General features: G+C 72.5%; 17 protein-coding genes. 6 read left to right on the forward strand and 11 right to left on the reverse strand.

The window, feature by feature from the left end; genetic code table 11:
- On the reverse strand, positions 1-441 hold a 441-nt coding region (locus AB0G10_RS16475; RefSeq protein ID WP_360921449.1), incomplete at its 3' end, for a tachylectin-related carbohydrate-binding protein.
- A 318-nt stretch (positions 442-759) separates the two neighbouring features.
- Between AB0G10_RS16475 and AB0G10_RS16480 the strand changes: the two genes are divergently transcribed.
- The gene (locus AB0G10_RS16480; RefSeq protein WP_360921452.1) at positions 760-1,584 is read left to right on the forward strand and encodes a ThuA domain-containing protein; all 825 of its coding nucleotides are present in this window, start codon (positions 760-762) and stop codon (positions 1,582-1,584) included.
- A 14-nt stretch (positions 1,585-1,598) separates the two neighbouring features.
- Here the strand turns inward: AB0G10_RS16480 and AB0G10_RS16485 are convergent, their stop codons facing one another.
- Positions 1,599-2,072 carry a MarR family winged helix-turn-helix transcriptional regulator gene (locus AB0G10_RS16485; protein ID WP_360921454.1) on the reverse strand — a complete coding sequence of 158 codons (474 nt, stop codon included), beginning with the start codon at positions 2,070-2,072 and terminating at the stop codon, positions 1,599-1,601.
- 88 nt (positions 2,073-2,160) lie between these two features.
- Between AB0G10_RS16485 and AB0G10_RS16490 the strand changes: the two genes are divergently transcribed.
- Positions 2,161-3,021, forward strand: a complete 861-nt coding sequence (locus AB0G10_RS16490) for an alpha/beta hydrolase (protein ID WP_360921457.1) — start codon at positions 2,161-2,163, stop codon at positions 3,019-3,021.
- A 56-nt stretch (positions 3,022-3,077) separates the two neighbouring features.
- Here AB0G10_RS16490 and AB0G10_RS16495 read toward each other — a convergent pair whose 3' ends face one another.
- A complete protein-coding gene (locus tag AB0G10_RS16495) occupies positions 3,078-4,070 on the reverse strand; it encodes an SDR family oxidoreductase (protein ID WP_360921460.1) in 993 nt (330 codons plus the stop codon).
- 128 nt (positions 4,071-4,198) lie between these two features.
- Here AB0G10_RS16495 and AB0G10_RS16500 point away from each other — a divergent pair, with 128 nt between their 5' ends.
- On the forward strand, positions 4,199-5,017 hold the full coding sequence (locus tag AB0G10_RS16500) for a TIGR04222 domain-containing membrane protein (RefSeq protein WP_360921462.1): 819 nt from the start codon (positions 4,199-4,201) through the stop codon (positions 5,015-5,017).
- A gap of 188 nt (positions 5,018-5,205) precedes the next feature.
- Complete coding sequence (locus AB0G10_RS16505; protein WP_360921465.1) at positions 5,206-5,622, forward strand: hypothetical protein; 417 nt, start codon at positions 5,206-5,208, stop codon at positions 5,620-5,622.
- Between the two features lie 203 nt (positions 5,623-5,825).
- On the opposite strand, the gene AB0G10_RS16510 is transcribed toward AB0G10_RS16505, so the two are convergent.
- The 7 genes from AB0G10_RS16510 to AB0G10_RS16540 all read right to left on the reverse strand — a co-directional run bounded on the left by AB0G10_RS16510 (position 5,826) and on the right by AB0G10_RS16540 (position 15,725).
- Positions 5,826-8,510 carry an AAA family ATPase gene (locus tag AB0G10_RS16510; protein ID WP_360921468.1) on the reverse strand — a complete coding sequence of 895 codons (2,685 nt, stop codon included), beginning with the start codon at positions 8,508-8,510 and terminating at the stop codon, positions 5,826-5,828.
- Positions 8,511-8,607: 97 nt separating this feature from the next.
- Positions 8,608-8,955 (reverse strand): hypothetical protein, encoded by a 348-nt coding sequence (locus AB0G10_RS16515; RefSeq protein ID WP_360921471.1) that lies wholly within the window; start codon positions 8,953-8,955, stop codon positions 8,608-8,610.
- The gene (locus AB0G10_RS16520; protein ID WP_360921474.1) at positions 8,952-9,986 is read right to left on the reverse strand and encodes an EamA family transporter; all 1,035 of its coding nucleotides are present in this window, start codon (positions 9,984-9,986) and stop codon (positions 8,952-8,954) included. The genes AB0G10_RS16515 and AB0G10_RS16520 overlap by 4 nt, the downstream gene beginning before the upstream one ends.
- A 63-nt stretch (positions 9,987-10,049) precedes the next feature.
- Positions 10,050-12,197, reverse strand: coding sequence for an MMPL family transporter (locus AB0G10_RS16525; RefSeq protein ID WP_360921477.1), 2,148 nt, complete (start codon positions 12,195-12,197; stop codon positions 10,050-10,052).
- Positions 12,182-13,129 carry a BTAD domain-containing putative transcriptional regulator gene (locus tag AB0G10_RS16530; RefSeq protein WP_360921480.1) on the reverse strand — a complete coding sequence of 316 codons (948 nt, stop codon included), beginning with the start codon at positions 13,127-13,129 and terminating at the stop codon, positions 12,182-12,184. Before AB0G10_RS16530 ends, AB0G10_RS16525 begins: the two co-directional genes overlap by 16 nt.
- A gap of 104 nt (positions 13,130-13,233) precedes the next feature.
- The gene (locus AB0G10_RS16535) at positions 13,234-14,220 is read right to left on the reverse strand and encodes an alpha/beta fold hydrolase (RefSeq protein WP_360921482.1); all 987 of its coding nucleotides are present in this window, start codon (positions 14,218-14,220) and stop codon (positions 13,234-13,236) included.
- Between the two features lie 86 nt (positions 14,221-14,306).
- Complete coding sequence (locus tag AB0G10_RS16540; RefSeq protein WP_360921485.1) at positions 14,307-15,725, reverse strand: glucose/sorbosone family PQQ-dependent dehydrogenase; 1,419 nt, start codon at positions 15,723-15,725, stop codon at positions 14,307-14,309.
- A 232-nt stretch (positions 15,726-15,957) separates the two neighbouring features.
- On the opposite strand from AB0G10_RS16540, the gene AB0G10_RS16545 reads away from it, so the two are divergent.
- Together AB0G10_RS16545 and AB0G10_RS16550 are read left to right on the forward strand one after the other, a co-directional pair.
- Positions 15,958-18,759 (forward strand): BTAD domain-containing putative transcriptional regulator, encoded by a 2,802-nt coding sequence (locus AB0G10_RS16545; RefSeq protein ID WP_360921488.1) that lies wholly within the window; start codon positions 15,958-15,960, stop codon positions 18,757-18,759.
- Positions 18,735-22,034: a BTAD domain-containing putative transcriptional regulator gene (locus tag AB0G10_RS16550; protein WP_360921491.1), complete on the forward strand. Its 3,300-nt coding sequence runs from the start codon at positions 18,735-18,737 to the stop codon at positions 22,032-22,034. The genes AB0G10_RS16545 and AB0G10_RS16550 overlap by 25 nt, the downstream gene beginning before the upstream one ends.
- 246 nt (positions 22,035-22,280) lie before the next feature.
- Here the strand turns inward: AB0G10_RS16550 and AB0G10_RS16555 are convergent, their stop codons facing one another.
- Entirely contained in the window at positions 22,281-23,579 is a 1,299-nt protein-coding gene (locus tag AB0G10_RS16555) for an amidohydrolase family protein (protein WP_360921494.1), read from the reverse strand.
- Positions 23,580-23,599 lie beyond the last annotated feature (20 nt).

Below are 23,599 nucleotides of genomic sequence, written 5' to 3' on the forward strand. Positions count from 1 at the left end.
GTTGCTGGAGTTCGGTTCCCAGCCGGTAGCGCCTGTCTGATCGGCTTTGCCGTCGCCGGTGTAGCGGTACCAGAGCAGGTCGCCGTCGGGTTTGATCGCGAGGACCTGGCCGTTGCCGATGCCGAGGACCTGGTGGAAGTTCTGCCAGCCGCGGCCGATGGGGTTGCTGGAGTTCGGTTCCCAGCCGGTAGCGCCTGTCTGATCGGCTTTGCCGTCGCCGGTGTAGCGGTACCAGAGCAGGTCGCCGTCGGGTTTGATGGCGAGGACCTGGCCGTTGCCGATGCCGATTACCTGGTGGAAGTTCTGCCAGCCGCGGCCGATCGGGTTGCTGGAGTTCGGCTCCCAGCCGGTAGCACCTGTCTGATCCGCCGTACCGTCACCCGTGTACCGGTACCACAGCAGATCACCATCGCGTTCGATCGCGAACACCACGCCTGCCATCGCCTGCCTCCTCGTCAAGGAATCGGTGCCGACGCACACGGGCCAGCAGAGACACCTCTCATCGTCCTCCGCGGTGGACAGCGTCGGCCCTGGCCGAGCGGCGCATAACCGCTGAGTCACCGGCCCGCCCCGGCCGTCCGAAAAGGTCCCTCCGCCTGGGACGGGCGGGCGCGCGGCCGGGTAGATCGGCGTGGCGATGCCCCGACCGGCCGACCCCGGCGGAGAGGGGGCGCGCCGGGTCTGTTTCTCTTCCCCGACCCACGAGGCAGTCATACACTTCGATCGAAGCCCGGTGCGCACCAACGCTGAGGAGGGGTCATGAAGCTCATCGGCAGGTTCCTCGTGGCGCTGGTCGTGACGGTCGGGCTCGCGGGCCCGGCCGCCGCGCAGCCGGCCGGCACGGCGGCGTCCGGGCATCCCCGATTCAGTGCGCTGGTCTTCTCGAAGACCGCGGCGTTCCGGCACGACTCGATCCCGGCCGGCGTGGCCGCGATCCAGCGGCTCGGCGCCCGGCACCACTTCGCGGTGGACGCGACGGAGGACGCCGCGGCGTTCACCGACGCGAACCTGGCCCGATACGACGTGGTGGTGTGGTTGAGCACCACCGGGGACGTGTTGAACGACGCGCAGCAGGCCGCCTTCGAGCGCTACATCCGTGCCGGTGGCGGCTACGCCGGCATCCACGCCGCCTCGGACACCGAGTACGACTGGGCCTGGTACGGCGGGCTGGTCGGAGCGTACTTCCGCGACCACCCGGGCTCGGTCAACCCCCAGTTCCAGGTCGCCACGGTCAAGGTCCTCGGCCACGGCACCGCCGCCACCCGGCCGCTGCCGCGCCGATGGGAGCGGGAGGAGGAGTGGTACAACTTCCGGACCAACCCGCGGCACACCGTACGGGTCCTCGCCGAGGTCGACGAACGGACCTACGACCCGCGCGGCTACAGCGTCCCGGGCGGCTCCCCGGGCATGGGCCGGCACCACCCGATCTCCTGGTGCCAGCCGTACGACGGGGGCCGTGCCTTCTACACCGCGATGGGCCACAAGACGGAGTACTACTCCGAGCCGTTGCTGCTGGCCCACCTCCTGGGCGGTATCCGGATGGCAGCCGGCGTAGCAGGTTTCCCCTGCGGCCGCGAGGACTGAGCCCGGCCGGACCGTCAGCCCAGTTCCTGGGCGGCCCAGCCGGGAGCGTCCAGGCGGATGGGTGAGACCGCGACGAACTGGGCCAGCTGTGCTTCCAGCCGGGCGAGCTCTCCGGGGCCCAGGCGTTGTTCCCATCGGGCGCGCACCTCGTCGAAGATGGCCGCCCCTTCGCGCATCAGCGCGAGGCCGTGCTCGGTGATCTGGACCTGTTTGCGGCGTGCGTCGACGGGGCTGGCCGTCGTCGTGACGTAGTCGCGTTCGGTGAGTGCCGCGATCGTCTTCGCCGCCGCCTGCTTGGTGATGGACAGGCTGCGGCCCAGCGCCGAGGCATTGTCGGCGCCCGCCTGGATGGCCTGCAGCGCGTACTCGTGTGACGGCCGGACATCCGGGAATCCGCGCCGGGCGAGCTCTCTGACCACCTCGTCGACCAGGTTGCGATAGCTGCCCAGCAGCAGCAGGGCGAGGTCGGCACCCGATCGGGAAGGCATGCGGTCAGTGTAAATCTTGCGCCTTGACATGGACAACCAGGTTGTCTACCTTACTCGACAACCTGGTTGTCCATCTCGGGAGTTCCGCATGACCAGCTCTCTCACCCACCACACCGCCGAGATCAACGGCACGTCGTTGCACTACGTCTCCGCCGGGACGAGCGGATCCCCGATCCTGCTCGTGCACGGCTGGCCGGAGTCCTGGTGGGCCTTCCGTGCCGTGCTGCCCCTGCTCGCCACCGAGCACCGGGTGTTCGCCGTCGACCTGCGCGGCTTCGGCGACTCCGGCACCGACGGCGACGACCACGACCTGGGCACCATGGCCGAGGATCTGCACCGTCTGGTCGCCCACCTCGGCGTCGGCCCGGTGCACGTCACCTGCCAGGACATCAGCGGCGGGCCGGTGTTCCGGTTCGCCGCCACCCACCCCGGCGACGTCCTCAGCGTCACCGCCGCCGAGACCACCCTTCCCGGGTACGGCATGGAACTGCTCGCCGACGTGACCGGCGGCGGCTCCTGGCACGTCGGTTTCCTCGCCGCCCCGGGGATCCCGGAACTGTTCCTGGCCGGCCGCGAACGCGTCATGCTCGACTGGGCGATCACGTCGATGGCCGTGGTGCGCGAGGCGATCACCGAGGCCGACCTCGACGAGTTCACCCGCTCCTACGCCCGCCCCGGTGGCTGGCGTGGCACCGAAGGCCTCTACCGCAGCGCCCTGACCGGTGGTGACAGCGTCCGGGCGCTCGCCGAGGCGCGGCCCCTGACCGTTCCCGTGCTCGCCGTCGACGGCGTCAACGCGCCCTTCACCGAACAGACCATGCGCCAGGTCGCCGCCGACGTCACCGCGGTGCGCATCCCGGGCGTCGGCCACTTCGTCGCGCAGGAGGCCCCGGCCGCGTTCGCCGCCGCGCTCACCGACTTCATCGGCCGCGTCGACCGGGATCGCTGAGCACGCCGGCGGCTCCGGCGTGAATCGTCGATGGGCAAGGGTACGAGGGGAAGCCCTCAGCGCCGGCGACTGAGCAGGGCGGCCGCGGCCCCGGCGGCGATCGCCGTGCCGGCCAGCGCCGCCCGGTGCATCGAGGCCCAGGACCAGAGGTCACGGGACTTGGCCTCGTCGTCGAACATCCCGTGCGCGCCGCGATCGGTGACGTCGTCCTTCGGCTGCGACAGGTTGGAGCCGTACCGTGGGCCGGGGTTTTCGCTGAGCTGGCCCTGAACCCCCTTCCTTCCCAGGTACCAGTCCATGAAAGACGGGGCGAGGCGGCTGCCCAGGATCGTGTACGCCGTCGAGACACCCACCCACATGTTGCGGCGGGGATGGTCGGCCAGGTAACGGATGGCCCGGGCCGGGATCTCCGGCTGGAAGACCGGGGCGACCGGCTGCGGGTGCTCGGCGAACCCGGAGGCGTTCCAGTCGAACTGGACCGTATTGACACCGGGTAGCTGCACCATGCAGACCCGCACGGCACTGCCGGTGTTCCTGAGTTCGGCGATCACCGACTCGGTGAACCCCTTCACGGCGTGCTTGGCGCCGCAGTACGCCGACTGCAACGGGATCCCGCGGAAGGCGAGCGCCGACCCGACCTGCACGATCACACCCCGGTCCCGCGGGCGCATCCGCTCCAGCGCCACCCGCACGCCGTTGACCTGGCCGTAGTACGAGACCTCGGTGATCCGCCGGAACTCGTCGTCGCCGATGTCCCAGAAGTAGCGCAGGTCGCCGACGAACGCGTCGTTGACCCACAGGTCGATCTCACCCAGCTCGCGTTCGGTCGCGTCCGCCGCCGCCCGGACCTGGCCGAGGTCCGCCACGTCGGTACGCAGGCCCAGCGCCCGGCCACCGCGCGACCTCACGTCCTCGACCGCGGCGTCGACGCCGGCCTCGCCCCGGGCCAGGATCGCGACATCCCAGCCGTGCTCGGCCAGCTCACGGACCACGGCGCGGCCGATGCCGGCGGATCCTCCGGTGACGACGGCTACCCGGCGGTGGGACATGACGGCTCACTTCCTGCCTGCTGTGGGATGAATCCGGGTGTTGCGTTACCCGGGCCGCGCCGGACCACACCCGGACCCGCCGGGGCACTGTCCGGGACCGTCTTGCGGCAGGTTGCGACACTTCAACCGTGATCGATGTTCCGGCCGCCAGTGTCCTGGTCGCGAGCCTGTGCCTGGCGGTGGTCTCGCTCATCGGCACCGGTCTGATCCGGCGCCGGGTACGCCGCGGAGCGAACGCCGGCGCGCGGGCCGATGCGCTCGAACTGGCGTACGTGAACGGGGGTCCCCGGCTCGTCCTGTTCACCTGCCTCGCCGAGCTGGCCCGGCGCGGGCTCGTTCAGTCGGCGCCGCTGTGGCGTGGTGGCGGGATCGAGCGGATCGAAGGGCCGGATCTTCCCGCGGATGCGCCGCCGCTGCTCGCGGCCGTCCTCGAGGCGCTGCCGGAGTACGACCGGGTCCCGGATCTGCTCGCCGACGATCAGGTCGCGGCCGGCGTGCAGAAGATCGGCATCCGGCTGGTGCGGCGCGGATGGTTCCTCTCCGAGCGTACGCAGAAGCGGGTCAGACGATGGGCGCCGGGCTGGTTCGCCGCGATCGGGTGCCTGCTGCTGTTCGCGCTGACGCTGCCGGACTTCTCCGGGCCCGGCCGGGCGATGCAGGCGCTCGGCCTGCTCGGTCTCGGCGTGTTCACGGCCGTCGGGACGTACATCATCGTCGATCTTCCGTTGTCCACCCGCGCCGGCCGTGCCGCGGTGTGGCAGGCCCGCGAGGTCGACGACGCGAAGACCTTCATGTACGAGATGGCGGTGGGTGGCGAGGCGGCGTTCTGGAAGCACGACGGGGACTTCGCCGGTTCGGCCGGCGCGTCCCCGATCGCGATGAGCGAGTTCCCGCATCTCATGACCCACCGCGGTGACATGCGGCGAGGATGGCTGCACGATCACTGAGCCGGGATGTCGGTGGTGAAGTGTGGCGTGCTCGCCTCCAGGCGGCGGCCCGCGCGCGGATCGCCGGCCCGCGTGAACCCGCCGTCCTGACATCGTGTGTCGATGCCGCGTCGACGTGGCCCGTTCAGCGTGGAACCGCAACGTTCGGTCCGGCGCCTGTCGAGGGCGCTGGGAACATCGGAGGACACGTGGAGAAGACGACATCCCGGCGCCGGCGGGCCATCATCGCCACCGGGGCGATGGCGGTGGCCGCTGCGGCGACGACGACGCTCGGTGTGGCATCGCCGGCCCTGGCGGAGCCGGTGAGCACCGCGGGCTGCGCGCGCACGTTCGGATACGACGGCGGGCAGGCGCAGATCGACAACTGCGCGGGCAACGGCGTCAAAGGCTGGGGCTGGGTCTATGGCGCGAAGTCGGCCAGCTGGACGACGGCCTACGTGAAGCTGGCCGATGGCAACCAGTACGCGCTCACCGCCGATGCGAACACGACGAACACCGCCGGGTGGAACTCCCCGGTGCGGACCGTGGTGATCTGCAACCACTACCTCGTCGGCTGGGCGCCGCCGATCCCCTACTGGTCGTGCTCGAAGGAATGGACGGTCTGACCGACCGTCATCGGCGATCGATTGTCGACGCGAGATCGATCAGGCGGCCACAGAATGGATCCCATCACCGGCCGGGGATTTCCCGGTCGCCGCCCGGTGAGGACGCGGTGCTCCAGCGCGGGTTGGATTCCTCATCAGGAGCACCGCGGGTCGCCGGCCCGGCCGATATCCACCCGGGCCGGCGACGCCCTCGCGACTGCCGCTCAGGTCCGTCCCTCGAGCGCGTCGCGCAGGCCCCCGCGACCGCTGATGCCCAGCTTCGGGTAGATCCGGTACAGATGGCTGCCGACCGTCCGGTGGGACAGGAACAGGTGGTCCGCGATCTCCTTGTTCGACAGGCCCTTGGCGGCGAGCTCGGCGATCTGCAACTCCTGGGCGGTCAGCCGGGCGGCCGCCGCGGCCGCCGCCGGTGCCTCGGCCGGCACCGGGACCCCGCAGGCACGCAGCTCGGTGCGGGCGCGTCGTGCCCAGGGCCGGGCGCCGACCCGGTCGAAGACCGCCGCGGCGGCGGCGAGCTCGTCGCGAGCAGGGCCGGTGCGGCGCCGGCGGCGCAGCCATTCCCCGTACGCGAGACGGGTCCGTGCGGTCTGCAACGGGTAGCCGTCGTCGGCCAGCGCCGCCCGGAACCGCTGTTCGGGATCGTCGCCGAGCAGGGCCCGGGCACGGTTCACCAGATGCCGCAGCAGGGGCGCGTCGAGCGCGTCGGAGTGCTGCTCGGCCCGGTCCACCCGGGCGATGACCCGGTCCGCGGCGCCGACCCGGCAGGCCGCCTCGACCAGGTCGGCGATCGCCAGCAGGCCGAAGTCGCGGTGGGCGTCCACCGCGCTGCTCAGTGACACGTACGCGTCGAAGTCGCGGCCCTCGCCCAGGGCCAGCACGCCGGCCGACCATTCCTGCAGCATCCGCATGTCCTCGCGCTCCGGCGGGCTGAGCCGGCGTGCGTCCGCGAGCGCCGCGCCGGCCGCCGCGGCGTCGCCGTACCAGGCGTGCACGTGCGCGATCACCCCGGCCGAGTAGGCGACCATCACCGGCTGGCCCAGGTCGGTAGCGAGGCGGTGCCCGCGTTCGGCGTCGGCGAGCCCTTCGGCGAGAAGCCCGCGGATGACCTGCAGGCGGCCGAGCGTGCTCAGGCAGGAGGCGATGTCGACGACCGCGCCGTGCCGCTGCTGCGTCTCCAGCGCGGTGAGATAGCAGCTCAGCGAGGTCTCCCAGTCGTGCAGCGGCTGGGCTGCCATGCCCACGCCGATGCAGTGTTGCACCGGCAGCCGCGTCCGGTACGCCAGGGCGCCACGGAGGACGGGCCGGCTGCTCGCCCGGAACCGGGCCGGGTCGATGTTGGCGCGGATCGCCGCGAGCCGCAGGGTGTCCTCCGGGAGCCCGAGCTGCTCCGCGGCCTGTTCGATCGCCGCGGCGGTGTCCGTCCGGTGCGCGCCGGCGGCGACGAACCAGGTCGAGGCCATCCACACCATCGACGCCGCCTCCAGCACATCGGCGGGGCGTACCCGTCCGGAGGTCTCGAGGAAGTACAGGGGATCCGGATTGACCGGCACGGCGGTACGCGCCAGCGCGTCGCGGGCGACCGCCACGGTGGTCAGGGCGAGCGGATCGTCGGTGGTCCGCGCCGTCCGGGCCGCCAGCCGCAGCGCGGCGTCGGTCAGCCCGGCCCGCTGGGCCGAGTAGCAGGCGTTGGCGAGGCGGCGGCCGGCGACGGCCGGGTCGGCGGTGAAGTCCGCGGCCCGTTCGAGCAGCCGCATGTGGCCGCTCAGGTCACCGCGGTCGAACGCCTTGGCCGCGGCGTCGTCGAGGGCCGTCGCCAGGTCCTCGTCGGGGCCGGTGGTGGCGGCCGCGCGGTGCCAGGTCGAGCGTTCGCCGTCCAGGGTCGCGGCGAGGGCGCGATGCGCGGCGATCCGGCGTGACGGTGGCGCGGCGCCGTAGATCGCCGAACGCACCAGGGGATGCCGGAACCGCAGCTCCCCGCCGGCGGTGAACACGAGGCCGGCCTCCTCCGCCGCGGTGAGCGCGGTCAGCGGGGCCTGCAACACGGCGCCCGCCCGTTCGAGTTCGCCGAGGGCGGGGCTGGTCGAGACGGCCGCGAGCAGCAGCAGGTCACGAGCCGGCGCGGGCAGGGTGGACACCTGGGCGGCGAAAACCCTTTCCATGCGTACGGGCAGAGGCAGCCGCTCGCCGGCGGGGTGCGTTCCGCGTTCCAGCACGCCGCGGGAGAGCTCGACCAGGGCCAGTGGGTTGCCGTCCGCCTCCCGCAGCACCCGGGCCCGCATCTCCCGGTCGAGTTCGGGGCGGACGTCGTCCAGCAACGCCGCCGCGTCGCGGTCGGTGAGCACCGGCAGGACGAGGTCCGGCAGGTCCTGCGGCGCCGCGGTGTCACCGTCGCCGTCGCGGACGGTCAGCAGCATCGCGATCCGGCTGTTCGTGATGCGGCGTGCCACGAAGCCGAGGATGGCGGCGGTCTGGTCGTCGAGCCACTGCAGGTCGTCGCCGGTGATCAGGATGGGTTTCTCCCGGGCCAGTTCCTCGACGAGGCCGAGGACGGCGATGGAGACGAGCAGCCGGTCGGGGGACTGTTCGGCACCGATGCCGAAGACGCTGAGCAGGGCGTCGCGCTGGCGGTCGGGCAGCGCCGTGGCCCGGTCGACGGCGACCCGCAGGAGCTGATGCAGCCCGGCCAGGCCGAGCCGGGTCTCGCTCTGGATGCCGGCGCAGGACAGGACGGTGAAGCCGCGCCGCAGCGCGGTCTCGCGGCCGTCCTCCAGCAGGGTGGTCTTGCCGACACCGGCCGAGCCGCGCACGACGAGGGCGCCGCCGCGACCGTGCTCCGCGGCGTCCAGCAGGGCGGACACCCGCTCCCGATACCGATCCCGACCGATCACAGCAGCACCCTACGATGCCGCGTCGACGCCGGCGGGATGCTGGGATCGGCGGGTCGTCGTCACCGGGGGAGGACCCGACGACCCGCCGATCGTCATATCAGCAGGCGGACGACTTGGCCTCGACGAACGCGTCGTTGTAGGGCTCGCCGAAGTAGGACCAGGTGGCCGGTCCCCAGAAGTTCCAGGTCGCGCCGCCGGCGGTCCGCAGGCACCAGGTCACCTTGGTGGGGTTGTACAGCGACGACGCGCGGTACGCCATGGAGCCGAGGCTGACCCACTTGCCGTTGGTGCCGGCGCCGAAGCAGATCGGGGCGCCCTTCAGGCCGGCGTCCGGGTAGATGTACGGGGCGCAGACCTGAGAGGCCGAAGCCGGGGTGGAGCCCACCACCGCCGAGGCGGCCAGGATGCCGGCGGTGACGACCGCGCGCAGGACAGAACGTTTCACGAAGACCTTCCTTCAGCACTGCCGGCCCGGATCGGGCCGGTCGCGATACGAGCCTCCGATGTGTGGATAGGTGTGACATCGACGCTGGATCTACCGACCATGTTCGGCCGCACGGGCACGCCCACCGGCATGCGCACGTATCCCACGGCCACCACGGAGACGTCCTGGGCGACGACCGGGCGATTACCGGTCACGGTCAGCAGCAGGCCGCCGAGAATGACCGCGCAGCCGAGCCACTCCAGCGGTGACAGCCGCTCGCCGAGGAAGGCCGTGCTCAACAGCGCCGCTGCCAGCGGCTCACCCAGGCTCAGGGTGCCCGCCGTCGAGGTGCTGACTCCGCGCAGCCCCGCGCTGTACAGGGCGTACGCCAGGGCGGTGGCGACCAGTCCGAGCCAGGCGATGACCGCGAGCGCGGCGGGCTCGGTCAGCGTCGAGCGGCTGCCCAGGATCAGCGGTGACAACACCACGGCACCGGCCAGCATGCTCAGGCCCGTCGTCGCTTTCACGTCGACCGGCAGGACGGCCATCCTCTTGGCGGTCAGCGTGTAGGCCGCGAACAGCGCACCCGCCAGAATTCCCCATCCGATGCCGGCCGCGTCGACGCCGCCCCCGGCCCCGGGCAGCAGAAGGATCCCGCAGCCGAGGACGGCCGTGGCCGATCCGAGCGCCCACCGCCCGCTGATCCGCTCGCCCGCCGTCCACCGGGCCGCCAACCCGCTGAACAGCGGCACGGTGGCCACACCGACCACCGTGCCCAGTGCGGCGCCGGTCGTCGCCACCGACATCAGGAACGAGACCTGGTAGGCCGCGCCGACCAGCCCTGCCGCCACCACGGTGATGCCGAGGGAACGGCCACCGTGCCGCAGCGACGACAGGTGGGGCAGGGCCAGGGCCAGCAGGGCGAGACCGCCGACCAGGTGTCGCCACCCGGCCAGGGCGCCGGGACTGACGAGGCCGGCGGTCAACGCCTGGGAGGGTCCGATCGTCCCCCACAGCAGGGCCGCGAGAAGAACCGGTGAAACAGAACGCATGCCGCCATTTGTGGACCGATCACATCGATCCGGGGTCGACACCACATAGGTGCCGGCGCCCGGTCAGCGGGTGGCGGCCACCGGCTCCGCCTCCTCGGATGCGGCAGGAGTCTCCGGCGCCTCGACGCGTACGGCCGGCAGGATCCGGTCCAGCCACGACGGCAGCCACCAGTTCGCCTTGCCGAACAGCGTCATCGTGGCCGGCACCAGCACCATCCGGATGACGGTCGCGTCGAGGGCGACCGCCGCGGCCAGGCCCAGACCGATCATCTTGAGGATGATGTCGCCGGAGCTGATGAAGCCGGCGAACACCACCACCATGATCAACGCGGCGCAGGTGATCACCCGGCCGGTCGCGGCCAGGCCGCGGATGACACTGGCCCGCGGGTCGCCGGTGCGCAGCCACTCCTCGCGGATGCGCGACAGCAGGAACACCTCGTAGTCCATCGACAAGCCGAACAGCGCGGCGAACAGCAGCAGCGGCACCCATGTCGAGACCGGCACCGCATGATCGATGCCGACCAGCTGGTGACCCCAGCCGAACTGGAACACCGCGGTGAGCACCCCGTACGCGGCGCTGACGCCGAGCAGGTTGACGACCGCGGCCTTCAACGGCACCAGCAGGCTGCGGAAGACGATGATCTGGAACAGGATCGAGACGCCGACGACCAGCGCGACGACCAGCCACAGCCGCTCGGCGAGCAGGCCGGCGATGTCGACGAACACGGCCGTGACACCGGTGACCTCGGCGCCCGGCGGCAGCACCCCGGACCGCAGGGTCTCGACAAGCTCCGGCGTGCGCTCGTCCTTGGGCGCGTACGCCGCCTGCACCGAGATCACCGCGGCCCGGCCGTCGGCGGAGATCAGCGGGGCGCCGACCTCGGCCACGCCGGGAACCGCGGCCAGCCGGGCGACGGTCGGCTCGAGCTCCGCGGCGGGTGTCCTGTCGAGGTCGACGACGACGGCCAGCGGAGCGTAGGCGCCCGGGCCGTACTCGGCGGCGATCAGGTCGTACGCCCGGCGTACGGTCTGATCGCTCGATTGTGTTCCGGCGTCCTGCGGCCAGGTGCGCATGCTCAACGCGGGCGCGGCCAGCAGGAGCAGCACGGTCAGCGCGCCGAGCGCACCGGCCAGCGGGCGGCGGGCGACCGCGGCGGCCCAGCGCCCGGTCAGCGTCGGCGCGGTCACCGCGGCGGCGAGGCCGTGGCCGGCGTCCGCGGCCTTGCGGGCACGGCGGCTCAGCAGCCGGCGGCCGGCGAGCACGCTGAGCGCGGGCACCAGCGTGATCGAGGCGAGCAGCATCGCCACGACCATGAGCATCGTCGCGTATCCGAACGACCGGAACGCGGCGAGCCCGGAGAAGAACAGCCCGGCCAGCGAGATCAGCACGGTGGCGCCGGCGACCAGGACCGACCGGCCCGCCGTGGTGATCGCCCGAACCGCCGCCTCGGCGGGGGAGAGCCCGCCGCGCAGTCCTTCGACGTGCCGGGTGATGATCAGCAGCGCGTAGTCGATGCCGACGCCCAGGCCGATCATCGCGGCGCTGGTGGGCGCGCTGGTACCCACCTCGGTCACGGCCGCCAGCAGCAGGATGATCGCCATCCCGAAACCGAGCCCGAACAACGCCACCAGGATCGGCAGGCCCGCGGCCAGCACCGAGCCGAACGCCAGCACCAGCACCACCAGGGCGGCGAGCAGACCGGCCACCTCACCCGACGATCCACCGGCGCGTTCGCCCTCGGGAACCTGCCCGGCGTACTCCACCGTGAGACCCGCGCCGGTCGCCGGTGCGGCCGCCTCCCGCAGCTCGTCCACGGCGCCGGCGCCGAGGTCGGTCACCGGGACGCGGTACCGCAGGTCGATCAGGGCGGTGTCGCCGTCGTCGCTGACCCGCGGCTCGCCGACGAACCCGACGTCCGGGACCTCACCGAGGCGCTGCGTCACCTGCTGCACCACGCCGGCGTCCAGGGCACCCCCGGTGTTGTGCAGCACCACCCGGGCCTCGGTCCCGGCGAGTTGCGGGAACCGCTCGCGCAGCAGGTCCGTGCCGGCCTGCGAGGAGGTGCCGGGCACGTCGTAGTCGTCGGCGGTGGTTCCGCCCGCGGCGCTCGCGACGCCGAGTGCCGCCACGACCAGCAGCACCCAGAAGACAATGGTCAGCCACGGGCGGCGCACACTGCCGCGACCGATCCGTTCTAACAATCCAGACATGCCCGAAATGGCAGCGCACCGGAATCGACGCCTCGTCGACGCGCGATCGATGCGTCCGCGACGTCGCCGCCACGTCGATCAGCGGCGGGCAGGCGGACGCGGTGATACCGCTGCGCCACCGAACGCGCCGTCCCCGCCGGGGGCGCGGCCGCCCCGAGTGCCGGATCGTTCGCCAGGATCCGCTGGTGCAGGTTCCGCAGGCGGACACCCGGCTCGATGCCCAGCTCGTCCACGAGCCGGCGGCGGGCCGACTGGTAATGCTCCAGCGCGTCGGCGCCCCGGCCGCTGCCGTACAGCGCGGTCATCAACAGCGAGTGCACGTCCTCCCAGAGCGGGAACTCCGCGACCATCGCGGTGAGCTCGGGCAGCACCTGACGGTGCCGGCCCAGCTTGATCTGGGCGCTCATCAGCTCCAGGCGGGCGCCGAGGACCAGCTGCTGAAGCCGGGCGCCCTGCCCGAGCGTGTACGGCCCGACGGTCCCGGCCAGCGGCAACCCACCGCACAGGCTCAGGGCTGCCCGCTGTTCGGCAGCCGCCGCCGGCCAGTGCCGGCGGCGGGCGGCGTCGGCGCCGCGCGAGGTGTGCCAGACGAACCGCGACAGGTCGATGACGTCCCGGCCGGTGCGCAGACGGTATCCGCCGCCGATCAGGTCGATGCGGGTGCCGTCGTGTCCGGCGTCTCGTTCCAATGTCGCCCGCAGGCGGTAGATGTAGGTGCGGATCGTGGTGATCGCCGATCTCGGCGGCTGCTCACCCCACATGCCGGCGACGATCTGATCCATGTGTACGGCGAGGCCCTCGCGCAACAGCAGCATCGCCAGGGTGGTGCGCTGCTGCGGGGAACCGAGATCCACTTCGGTGCCGGCACGCCAGGCCCGAACGGGGCCGAGGAGGCTGAAGGTGAGGTTCGCGGAAGTCCGGTCGATACGCATGCCTCACGGTAGGTCGCTGACCTGCGCGAACTCTTGAGCTCATCTACTCAATCCGTAGCGCTCCACGGAGATGGCGAAACTTGGGTCATGTGACTGATGCGTCTTCAGGCGGCGGAGCGGTTCTCGTAGAGCTTGAGGTAGAGCGGGTACAGCTCGGCGGTGGCGGGCCCGAGCCGATCCTCGGTGACGATGTCGTGCTCGAGGCCCAGATCGCCGGGCAGTGTCCGGCCGGCGAACGTCGCGCCGGCGTCGGCGGCCAGTTCGCGGGGCACCGCCCGAGCCGTCTCCTGGTCGATGAACGTATCGCCGGGGGAGACGACCAGGGCGGCGTTCCTCAGGGCCGGATCGCCGGGCAGGTCCCGGTAGGCGAAGGTGATCCGCAGGTACTGCGCGAGCGCGGCGAACGAATAGCCGTTCTCGTTGACGTGGTCGGGCAGCAGGCCGAAGCCGTACAGGGCCGTCATCGGCCGGACGGCCGCTCCCGGCGCCTTGTCCGCCGCCGGCCGGTAGAACGGCGACAGCACCAGCAGCCGTCGCACGCTGTCGGCGCGGTACTCGGCCAGCCAGGTCGCCAGCACCGCGCCGCCGGAGATGCCGACGACCCCGACGTCGTCGCCGAGGGCCGCGGCGATGTTCCACGCGTCCGCGGCGTAACCGACCAGGTCCTCGGCCTGTACGCCGGCGTGCGCCGTGCGGTCGGTGATCCCGTGCAGTGGCGCCCGGGGGACGTACACGTTGTAGCCGGCGTCGAAATAGTGCTTCGCCAGGCCACTGAGCTGCCCGGGACAGGCGGTGTAACCGTGCAACATGAGCACGGCCTTCGCGGTCCGCCTGCCGTGGTCGAGCAGGGTGCTCGGGCAGCCGGTGCGGACGTCCGGGTCGCCGGTGTCTCGCGCGCCGGCCTGCCGCGCCAGCGCCTGCGCCTCGGCGTAGCCGAACTGTCGTGCCCCGGCCTCGCGGAGTGCGTCGCCCGCGACCGGCCAGGTGTAGAGCGCGGTCACGAGAAGCACGACGACGGCCGCGAGGCCGGCGAGAACGAGGCGAAGGGTACGGCGGGGCCGGCGGGCGGACACCGTCGTCGGGTCTTTCATCGGTTTCCTTCTCCGGATGGTGGCGCCGGTGGACGAGGTGGGCGGGAGCGGTCCCCCGCCTTCACCGGGCGGGGGACCGGCGGGGATCAGCCGCGGTAGGTGTACTCGATCAGGGAGCCGGGGTTCTCCAGCTTGTCGGTCGGCGCGCCCTGCGGGTCGCGGGCGGCGCCGCCGCTGTCGGTGACGGAGTAGACCTTGGTGCCGGTGGCGTTGAACGCGATGTCGCGGTACCGGTTCACGCTCTTCCAGATCGCCACCGCCTCACCGGTGCGCTCACCGTCGAGGCTGAGCGGCACCCGGTAGATGGTGCCGTCCTTGAGCGTCGTCATCAGCAGCGAGTTGCTCCAGCCGCGAGGTACGGCCAGGCCGAGGTAGTCGAGGCTGGAGGGCGCGATGCCGGGCCAGCAGATGAAGTACGCGGCGGCGCACTTCGGGTCCTGGAAGTCGTAACCGGTCTCGACGGTGTAGAAGGTGCTCAACGGCTCGACCAGGTCGGTGGCCGTGAAGCTGGACTCGGTGTAGCGCGGCACCGACGGCGGCGCCGGATCGGTCTGCGGAGTGGAGGCGCAGCCGGCGAGCTCGGACCAGTTCTCATAGACGTAGGCCTTGTCGTCGCGGTACCCCGAGATGTTCGGCCACCCGTAGTTGCCGCCCGATCGGATCAGGTTGATCTCGTCGTCGCTCTTCTGGCCGTGCTCGTTGGAGTAGAGCTTGCCCCAGGGCCCGAACGTGAGGCCCTGCGGGTTGCGGTGGCCGTAGGACAGCACGTGGCTGCGGACGCCCTTGATCAGCGGGTTGTCGGCGGGAACGGTGCCGTCGAGGTTGAGCCGCAGGATCTTGCCCTGGTACGCGGTCCAGTCCTTGGCGCGGACCTCCGGGGCGGTCGGGGTCCGCTGGGACAGGATCGGCTTGCAGTAGTTGGCGAACTGGTTGTGGCCACCGTCACCGAGCGTGTAGTACAGCTTGGCGTCCGGACCGAAGACGAGCCGGCCCGAGTTGTGGTCGTTGCTGCCGGGCAGCCCCTGGAGCAGCGTCTGCGGGGCGGTCAGCTGCTGCGTGGTGCGGTTGTAGGTGTAGCGGGCGATCCGGACCCGGCGGTCCACGGCCGCGCCGGCGTCGGCGTCATAGGTGTACGCCAGGTAGACGTACGGGTCGCCGAGGACGGTCAGCAGCTTCGGGTGCAGCGCCATGCCGAGCAGGCCGTCCTGCGTACCCGGGGTGATCAGGACGTCGGGCAGGGTGAGCGCCGTGGTGCGCGCGCCGGTCGCCGGGGCGATCCGCACCACGCGGCCGGCCGTGCGCTCGGTCACCCAGAGCCGGTCGTCGGGGCCGTCGATGACCTCGAACGGGTTGGACAGCCCGGTGGTGACCACGCGGGTCGTGAAGTCGTCCGCTCCGGCCGGGGCGAGGTCGATCTCGGCCGCCCGGGCGGGTGTTCCGAGCGCCGTCGCGGTCAGGGCCGCCAGGAGAGCGGTGGTGACGATCGTGCGTGCAGCGGTTCGCATTCTGCTCCGTTTCTCGCAGAACCCGCCGTGATCGGCGGGACGGCGTGAAGTCAAGAGCGGTGCTGCCGACAGAAAGTCGACGACAGGTCGACGGGCCACCGGATCGCCGGCCATCGCGAATCGCTATGGGCGCCAGCACCAGGTCCGCACGTCGCCGGTGGCACGATCCGGCAGGGTTGTCCGGGAGCGTTCCAAGTCGATTCCGAGTGAGTGGCCCACAATGACGATCTCTATGGGGGTAACCGCAACACCGATCAGGTTCTCGGTGCTGGGCCCGGTGCGGGCGTGGCGGGACGGCACCGAGATCAACCTGGGGGCGCCGCAGCAGCAGTCGCTGCTCGGCCTGCTGCTGGTGCACGCCGGCGAGCCGGTCACGGTCGGTCATATCATCGATGTGCTGTGGCCGGCGGGGGCGCCGGCGACGGCCGTCAACGTCGTGCACCGCTACGTGAGCCAGATCCGCCGGCTGATCCCCGCGGAACTGCTGGCCCGCGGAACGCGTACCTATCGGCTCGCGCTCGACGCGGACGGCCTGGACCTGCTCGCCTTCCGCCGCACGACCGCCGAGGCGTCCGCGGTGTCCCGCACCGACCCGGACCGTGCGGCGGTGATGCTGGCGGAGGCGCTGCGGTTACGGCGGGGCCCGGTCGCGGCGGGTCTGGACGACACCGTGCGTTCCGCGCCGCCGTTCGTTCAGGTCGAGCAGGAGCTCAGCACGACAGCCGTGCAGGCGGCCACGCTGGCCACGACGCCGGAGGCGGCGCGCAGCCTGCTGCCGTCGATCCGGGCGGCCGCGGCCGCGGCACCCCTGGACGAGCCGCTGCATGCCGCCCTGGTCCGGCTGCTGATCCGGATCGGCAGCCCGGCGGACGCCCTGACCGAGTACGCCGCGATCCGCCGGCGGCTCGCCGACGAGCTGGGCGTCGACCCCGGCCCCGAGCTGGTGACCCTCCAGCAGCAGGCTTTGCGCGGCAACGCGCTCGACGCCGACGGCCTGCCCGCCGTCAGGATCTCCCGGCCGGTCCCCGTCGAGCTTCCCACCGATCTGCCGACCTTCACCGGACGGGAGAACCAGATCGCACGGATCACCGAGGTCCTGCGCGACCGGCCGGGCCGGACCAGAGCGGCGCAGGTCGCCGTCATCACCGGCCTGGGTGGCGTCGGCAAGACGACGCTGGCGGTGCACTGCGCGCATCGGCTCGCGGACGCCTTCCCCGACGGGCAGTTGTTCGTGTCGATGCGCGGATTCGACCCCTCGGCCGAGGCCACCCCCACCGCCGACGTGCTGCGCCGGTTCCTCGGCGCGCTGGGTGTGCCGGATCCCGACATGCCCGCCGACTTCGACGCCCGGGTGGCGCTGTACCGCAGCCTGATCGCCGGCCGGCGCATTCTGGTGGTGATCGACAACGTCCGCGACTCCGCGCACGTGCGGCCCCTGCTGCCCACCACCCCGGGCAGCGCCGCCATCATCACGAGCCGCAATCCGCTCACCGGGCTGGTGGTGCACGAGGGCGCGCTCGCCGTGCCCCTGAGCCTGCTGTCCGAGGCCGAGGCGACGTCCTTCCTGAGCCGGCGCCTCGGCCCGGCCCGGATCGCCGGCGACGCCGAAGCAGCGCAGCAGGTGATCGCACTCTGCGGCGGGCTGCCGCTCGCGCTGGCGCTGTTCGCGGCCCGGGCCGCCGCCCACCCGCAGTTCAAGCTGCGCCACCTCGCCGAGGAACTCGTCGCCCCGCGGGGGCGGCTGCTCGACCGGTTCTCCGGCATGGACCACCGCCACGACCTGCGCGCCGTCTTCTCCTGGTCCTACGACCTGCTGGGCAGCACCGCGGCTCGTCTCTTCCGGCTGCTGGCGTTGCACCCCGGCCCGGTCTTCACCGCGACCGTCGCGGTCAGCCTGCTCGGCGAGGGGCGCCGGCACATCGGGCCACTGCTCGGCGAGCTGTCGCGGGCGAACCTGGTGACCGAGGTGGAACCGGGCCGCTTCCACATCCACGACCTGGTCCGCGCCTACTCCGAGGAACTGCTCGCGGAACGCGAGTCCCCGGCTGCGCGGCAGGCCGCCGAGGCGCGGCTCGACCACCATCACCGGCACAGCCTCCTGCGGGCCGCGGTGACGCTCAACCCGTTCCGCTCGCCCGAAGCGATCGGTGCGACGGCCGTGCCACCCCGGGTGGAACCGGAGGAGTTCGACGGCTACGACCAGGCGTGGGCCTGGCTGCAACGGGAACGGCCGGTCCTGATCGCGATGGCCGAGCGGGCGGTGGCGCGCGGCGACGACCCCGCCGTCGTGCAGTACGCCTGGGGGCTGGCGAACTTCCTGCAACGCGGGTCCGACTGGCCGGCCCTCGAACGCCTGCACCGTCTGGCGCTGCCCGCCGCCGAGCGGCACGGCAGTGTTCCGCTGCTGGCCCGGGTGCACTACGGGGCCGGAGTCCTGTATTCGAATCGTGGGCTGGACGTGCCGCACGAGAGCCACCGCCACTTCGCGCGGGCGGCACGTCTGTTCGAAGCGATCGGCGACACCCACAACCACATCCTGACTCTGCTGTGGCTGGCCAAGCTCGACCGTGACCAGGGCCGGCCCGACGCGATGACCGGACTGCTGCGCCGTGCCGTGCGGCTCTACGACGACCTCGTGGCGCGCGACGGACCCGGCGGCGCGCCGGCGGACCTGGCCGGCTCGGCCCTCGCCGACCTCGGCGAGCACCGGATGGCGGTCCACCACTGCCTTCAGGGTGTCGCCTGGCTGCGCGAACTGGGTGACCGGCATCGTGAGGCCAACACCTGGCGCACCATCGGTCAGGCGTACGCGGCAATGCGCGACTGGCCGCAGGCGGTCGCGGCAGACGAACGGGCGGTCCTGCTATACCTACAGGTCGGCGACGGTTTCATGGCCGCGAGAACCCTCGACGAGATGGCCCGTCAGTATGCCGCCGGCGGGCGAGGGCTGCTGGCCGCGAGCGCCGGGCAACGAGCCGTCGCACTACGCATCAGAATCGGAGCTCACCCATGCCTACGCGCGCCCTCCGCCTGAGGGTCCTCGGCCCGATCGGCGCCGAGTACCGCACGACCCCGGTGGACCTGGGCGGTCCGCTGCAGCGGGCGGTGCTGGCGATGCTGCTGGCCGCGCGGGGCACCGTGGTCTCGGCGGACCGCCTCATGGAGCAGCTGTGGCACGGCCGGCCGCCGCCGCGGGCCACCGCGTCGTTGCAGACCTACATCTCCAACCTGCGACGCCTGCTCGAACCGGACCGCCGGCCGCGGACCCCCAGCACCACGCTGGTCACCGTCGCGCCCGGATACGCCATCCGCGTCGCCGACGCCGATGTCGACGCCTGGCGCTTCGAGCATCTGGTACGCGCCGCCCGTAAGGAGCAGCCGGAGACGGCCGCGACGCTGCTCGAGGAGGCGCTCGGCCTGTGGCGTGGTCCGGCGTACGGCGAGTTCGCCGACGAGGACTGGGCGCAGGCCGAGGTCAGTCGCTTGGACGAGCTGCACCTGCTCGCCCGCGAGTCGCATTTGGACGCCACCGTGCGCGGCGGGCACGGCGCCGTCGCGGTGCCGCTCGCCGAGGCCTTCACCCGGGAGTTCCCGCTGCGGGAGGAGGGCTGGCGACAGCTCGCTCTGGCGCTGTGGGCGACCGGCCGCCGCGCCGAGGCGCTGGAGGCGCTGGGCACGCACCGGCGGGTGCTGCGCGACGAGCTCGGGCTCAACCCGACTCGCCGGCTGGCCGACCTCGAGGTCGCGATCCTCAGCGAACGCGACGACCTGCGGCCCGGCGAGTCCGCTGCAGCCGTCGTGACGGCCGCGGCCGGCACCGAGCGGTTCGTCGGGCGTGCGGCCGAGCTGCGACGTTTTCACGAGGCGGCCGGTGTCGCGCTGCGCTCCGGAGCCACCGTGCTGATCAGCGGTGAGGGTGGCATCGGTAAGAGCCGCCTGCTGGGCCGGGCGTTGCAGGATCTGGCCGCCACCGGTTGGACGGTGCTCAGCGGCACCTGCCCGGACCAGGACGGCGCACCGCCGGCGTGGGCCTGGTCGGAGGCGCTGCGGACGCTGGAAGCGGTGTTCCCGCCACCAGATCCGGCGGCGGTGGGGCCTCTGCTGCGCGGCTCCCTTTCTCCTGGTGCGGACCCGGGCCCGGACAGCGGGCGATTCCAGCTGCACCAGGCGGTGCTGCGATGGTTGAGCGCGGCGGCGGCCGCCGGTCCGCTCGTGGTCGCCGTCGACGACCTGCATGTCGCCGACGGCGAGACGCTCACCCTGTTCGAACGCGTCGTCGGCGGGCTCGCCGGCCGGCCCGCGTTGGTCGTCGGCACCTACCGTCCCGGCGAGATCGGTCAGCGGACCACCGATGCGCTGGCGCGGCTGGCCCGCCGCGTACCGGTGCGAATCAGATTGCAGGGGCTGACCAGCGCCGAGGTCGGCAGCCTGATCACCGCGGTCACCGGGACGGCGGCGGACGAGGCGACGGTCGAGGCGTTGACCGGACGCACCGGCGGCAACCCGTTCTACGTGGGCGAATGTGCCCGGTTACTGGCGGCCGAAGGCCCGCAGGCCGCCGTGAGTGAGGTTCCCGACGGCGTGCGTGCGGTGCTGCGCCGGCGGCTCGCCCGCCTGGGGGAGCCCGACCACGAGGTGCTGCGGGTCGCTGCCGTGCTCGGCGACGATGCCGATCCCGAGCTGCTGGCCGAGGTGGTGGGGGCGGATCCGTCCACCGCGCTGGAGACCGCCTTCTCCGCCGGGCTGCTGGTCGAAGGCCCGTACGGATGGCCGGTCTTCCGGCACTCGCTGGTGCGTGACCTGGTCTACGGCGAGATGCCGACACCGCGGCGGGCGCGTCTGCACGCCTCCGCCGCGGCGGCGCTCGACCACAGACGGCCGGACGACCATGCCGTGCTGGCACGTCACCACAGCCGGGCGATGTCGTCGGCGAGCGCCGGCCCGGCGATGCGTCACAGCATGATGGCCGCCGCGGCGGCCGAGCGCGTCTACGCCTTCGACGTGGCGGTGGACCTGCTCACCCAGGCTGTCGAGGCGGCCGGGCGGATGCCGCGGACCGGAGACCACGACGCGCGGACCGTACACGTGCTGTCGGCACTGGTCCGCGCCCAGATCAAGGCCGGTGCCGTGCGCGCCGCCCGGGCCACCCGGCGGCGAGCGATGGATCACGCCGAGCACGCCGGCCGCGACGATCTGCTCGCCGAGGCACTGGCGTCGTGGAGCGAGCCGACGTCGTGGCAGACCCGCGCCTACGGCACCGTCGACCTGCGTACGGTCACCGCCATCAACCGGCTGCTCAGCCGCGACGACCTCGACGACCGGATGCGCTGCCGGCTGCTGGACACCCTGGTCTCCGAGCTCGACGGCGACATGGATGCCCGGGTGGCCGGCGCCGCCGAGGAGCAGTTGCTGCTGGCCCGCAAGATCGGTGATCCGGAGCTGATCGCGGCCGGGTTGACGGCGGTGGCGAAATGCACCTCGTACGAGCACGGTTACGCGGTGCGCGGCCGGCTCGCGGACGAACTGCGCGAGCTGGCGCGCGAGCGTGGCCTGCCCGCACAGCAGTGGCTCGCCGAGCACATCGCGGGAACCGTCCGGGCGGCCTGCGGCGACCCGGAAGGCGTGCGCCGGCACGCCGAGGCGGGCATCGCCACCGCCGCCCAGCACGGCCTCGCCGAACAGGAGGCGGTGCACCGGGCGACGCTCGCCATGCTCGCGCACATCCGCGGTGACTTCACCGCGGCGCGCGAGCTCTACGACGACGTCTACGAGCGGATGCTGGCGGTGGGGGCCATCCATGCCTGGGCCTTCCACGCCACCGCGCAGATCACCCTCTATCTCACCGAGGGCCGGTACGCCGACGCGGAGCCGCTGACCCGGGCCGTGCACGACGTGACCGGCAACCTCGAGAACGACCGGCTGGCGCTGGTCCTCGCCCGGCAGGGCAAGCTCGACGAGGCGCGGGCCGTGCCCCGCGACTTCGTCCTGCGCGACGACTTCCTGCAGAGCTACCACGGCTGCCTCAAGGGTGAGGTGGTGGTGGCGCTGGGGGAGCGCCGCAACGCCCCGATGCTGATCGAGAAGTTGCTCCCGCTGCGGGATCTGCTCGGCGGCGTGACCAGCACCGCCATGGTCGGCGGGCCGGTCGCCCACACCCTCGGCGGGCTCTACCGGCTGATCGGCGACGACGCCCGCGCCGCCGAGGAGTTCCGGCATGCCGCGGTGATCGCCCGGCGATGGGGGGCACCGCACTGGGAGGCCGCCGCCGAGGAGGCGTCGGCGCGCTGTCGACGCGGCGTCGATACGTGACGGCGGTGCGAGCCAGCCAGCGACAGGCCCGCGAGGAGCCGCCTGCGCGGCCCAGCCCTGGATGAACGGCCTGCTCGCCGAAGGCGGGTTCCATCCGAACGCCGACGGCCAGCGGCTCGGGTATCTTGCCGCTCTCGAGGCGGCGCTCGAGTAGGCGATCGCCGATGGCGGAGTGCGGCACCGGCGCGGCGACGTGACCGGTCGCCGCGCTCCGCCATCGCAGGCACACGTTCGGAACCTGGCGGCTCAGGCCGCGCCCGCGATCGTCACGAGCCGGTCCCGGCAGGCCTCGGCGCGGACCCGGGCGGCGAACGGGTCCGCGCCCACCAGCCGTCCGTCCCGTTTACGGAACTCGCCGGCGACCAGCACGGTGTCCACATCCGACGGGTTGCTGCAGGTCACCAGCGCGGCAGCGTCGTAGAGCAGACGCAGGTCACGACGCCCGGCGTCGACGATGATCAGGTCGGCCTGTTTGCCGGGGGTGAGCGAGCCGACGCGGTCGCCGAGTCCCAAGGCCCGGGCGCCGTGAACGGTGGCCAGCTCGATCGCCTCGTGGCTGGTCAGCCCGACCGCGACATGTTCGTCGCGGCCGGCTGCCCGGCGGCCGGCCCGGTACGCGCGCTCGGCCTGGAGCGCGGCGCGGATCTCGTCGAACATGCTGCCGGGAACCCCGGACGAGAGCGCCGGGCGCAGACCGCGCTCGATCATGCGCCCGATCGCCGGAAGGCCGTGTCCCCACATCATCTCGGCGCGTGCCAGCACCGATGCGTGCGCCCCGCTGTCCGCGATCATCCGGAGCTCGTCGTCGGTGCTCGTCGTGCCGTGCATGAAGATCAGATCGTCGCCGAGCAGCCCGGACTCGTGCAGCCGGGCGATCGGCTCCGCGCCCCCGGCGAGCCCCGTCCCGACCGGCACCGAGGCACGCACACCGAGCTCGCGGGCGAGCGCGAGGTCCTGGACGACGACGTCCAGGGGCGTCGCCTCGGGCCCGCGCAGGGCCAGCGCGAGCGACACCAGGCGGCCCGGCACGGCGAACTGCTCGGCAGCGAGCCGGCGGGCGTCCCCGGGATGGGGCAGATCTCCCGCGGCCGCGCCGTACCCGAACACCGCGCGCAGACCCGCGGCCCGCAGCGCGTCCACCGCCGCGTCGGCATGCTCCGGGGTGTGCACGACATGGGAGGAGTCGAAGACCGTCGTCACGCCGCCGTCGAGCGCTTCCAGGGCGCCGAAATACGTGCCGTCGCGTACGTCGCCGGGGGTGAACAACGGCGAATAGCGGTCGATCAACCCGGTGCGGTACTCGGTAAGCGTCCAGTCGGCGGCGATCTGGCGCAGCGCGCCCTGCCACAGATGCCGGTGCGCGTCGACGAGACCCGGCAGGACGATCATCCCGGTGGCGTCCACCACGTCGGCGTGCGGCGCTTCGATCCACGGCGCGATCGCGACGATCGTGTCGTCTTCGATCAGGACGTCCCCGAACGGCAGGTCACCGAGGGCAGAGTCCATGGTCAGGACGTGTCCGCCCCGGATCAGTCTCGCTGGCATTCAGCATTTCCTTCCCCATG

This window comes from Actinoplanes sp. NPDC023714 (assembly GCF_040639855.1).
GTDB lineage: Bacteria > Actinomycetota > Actinomycetes > Mycobacteriales > Micromonosporaceae > Actinoplanes.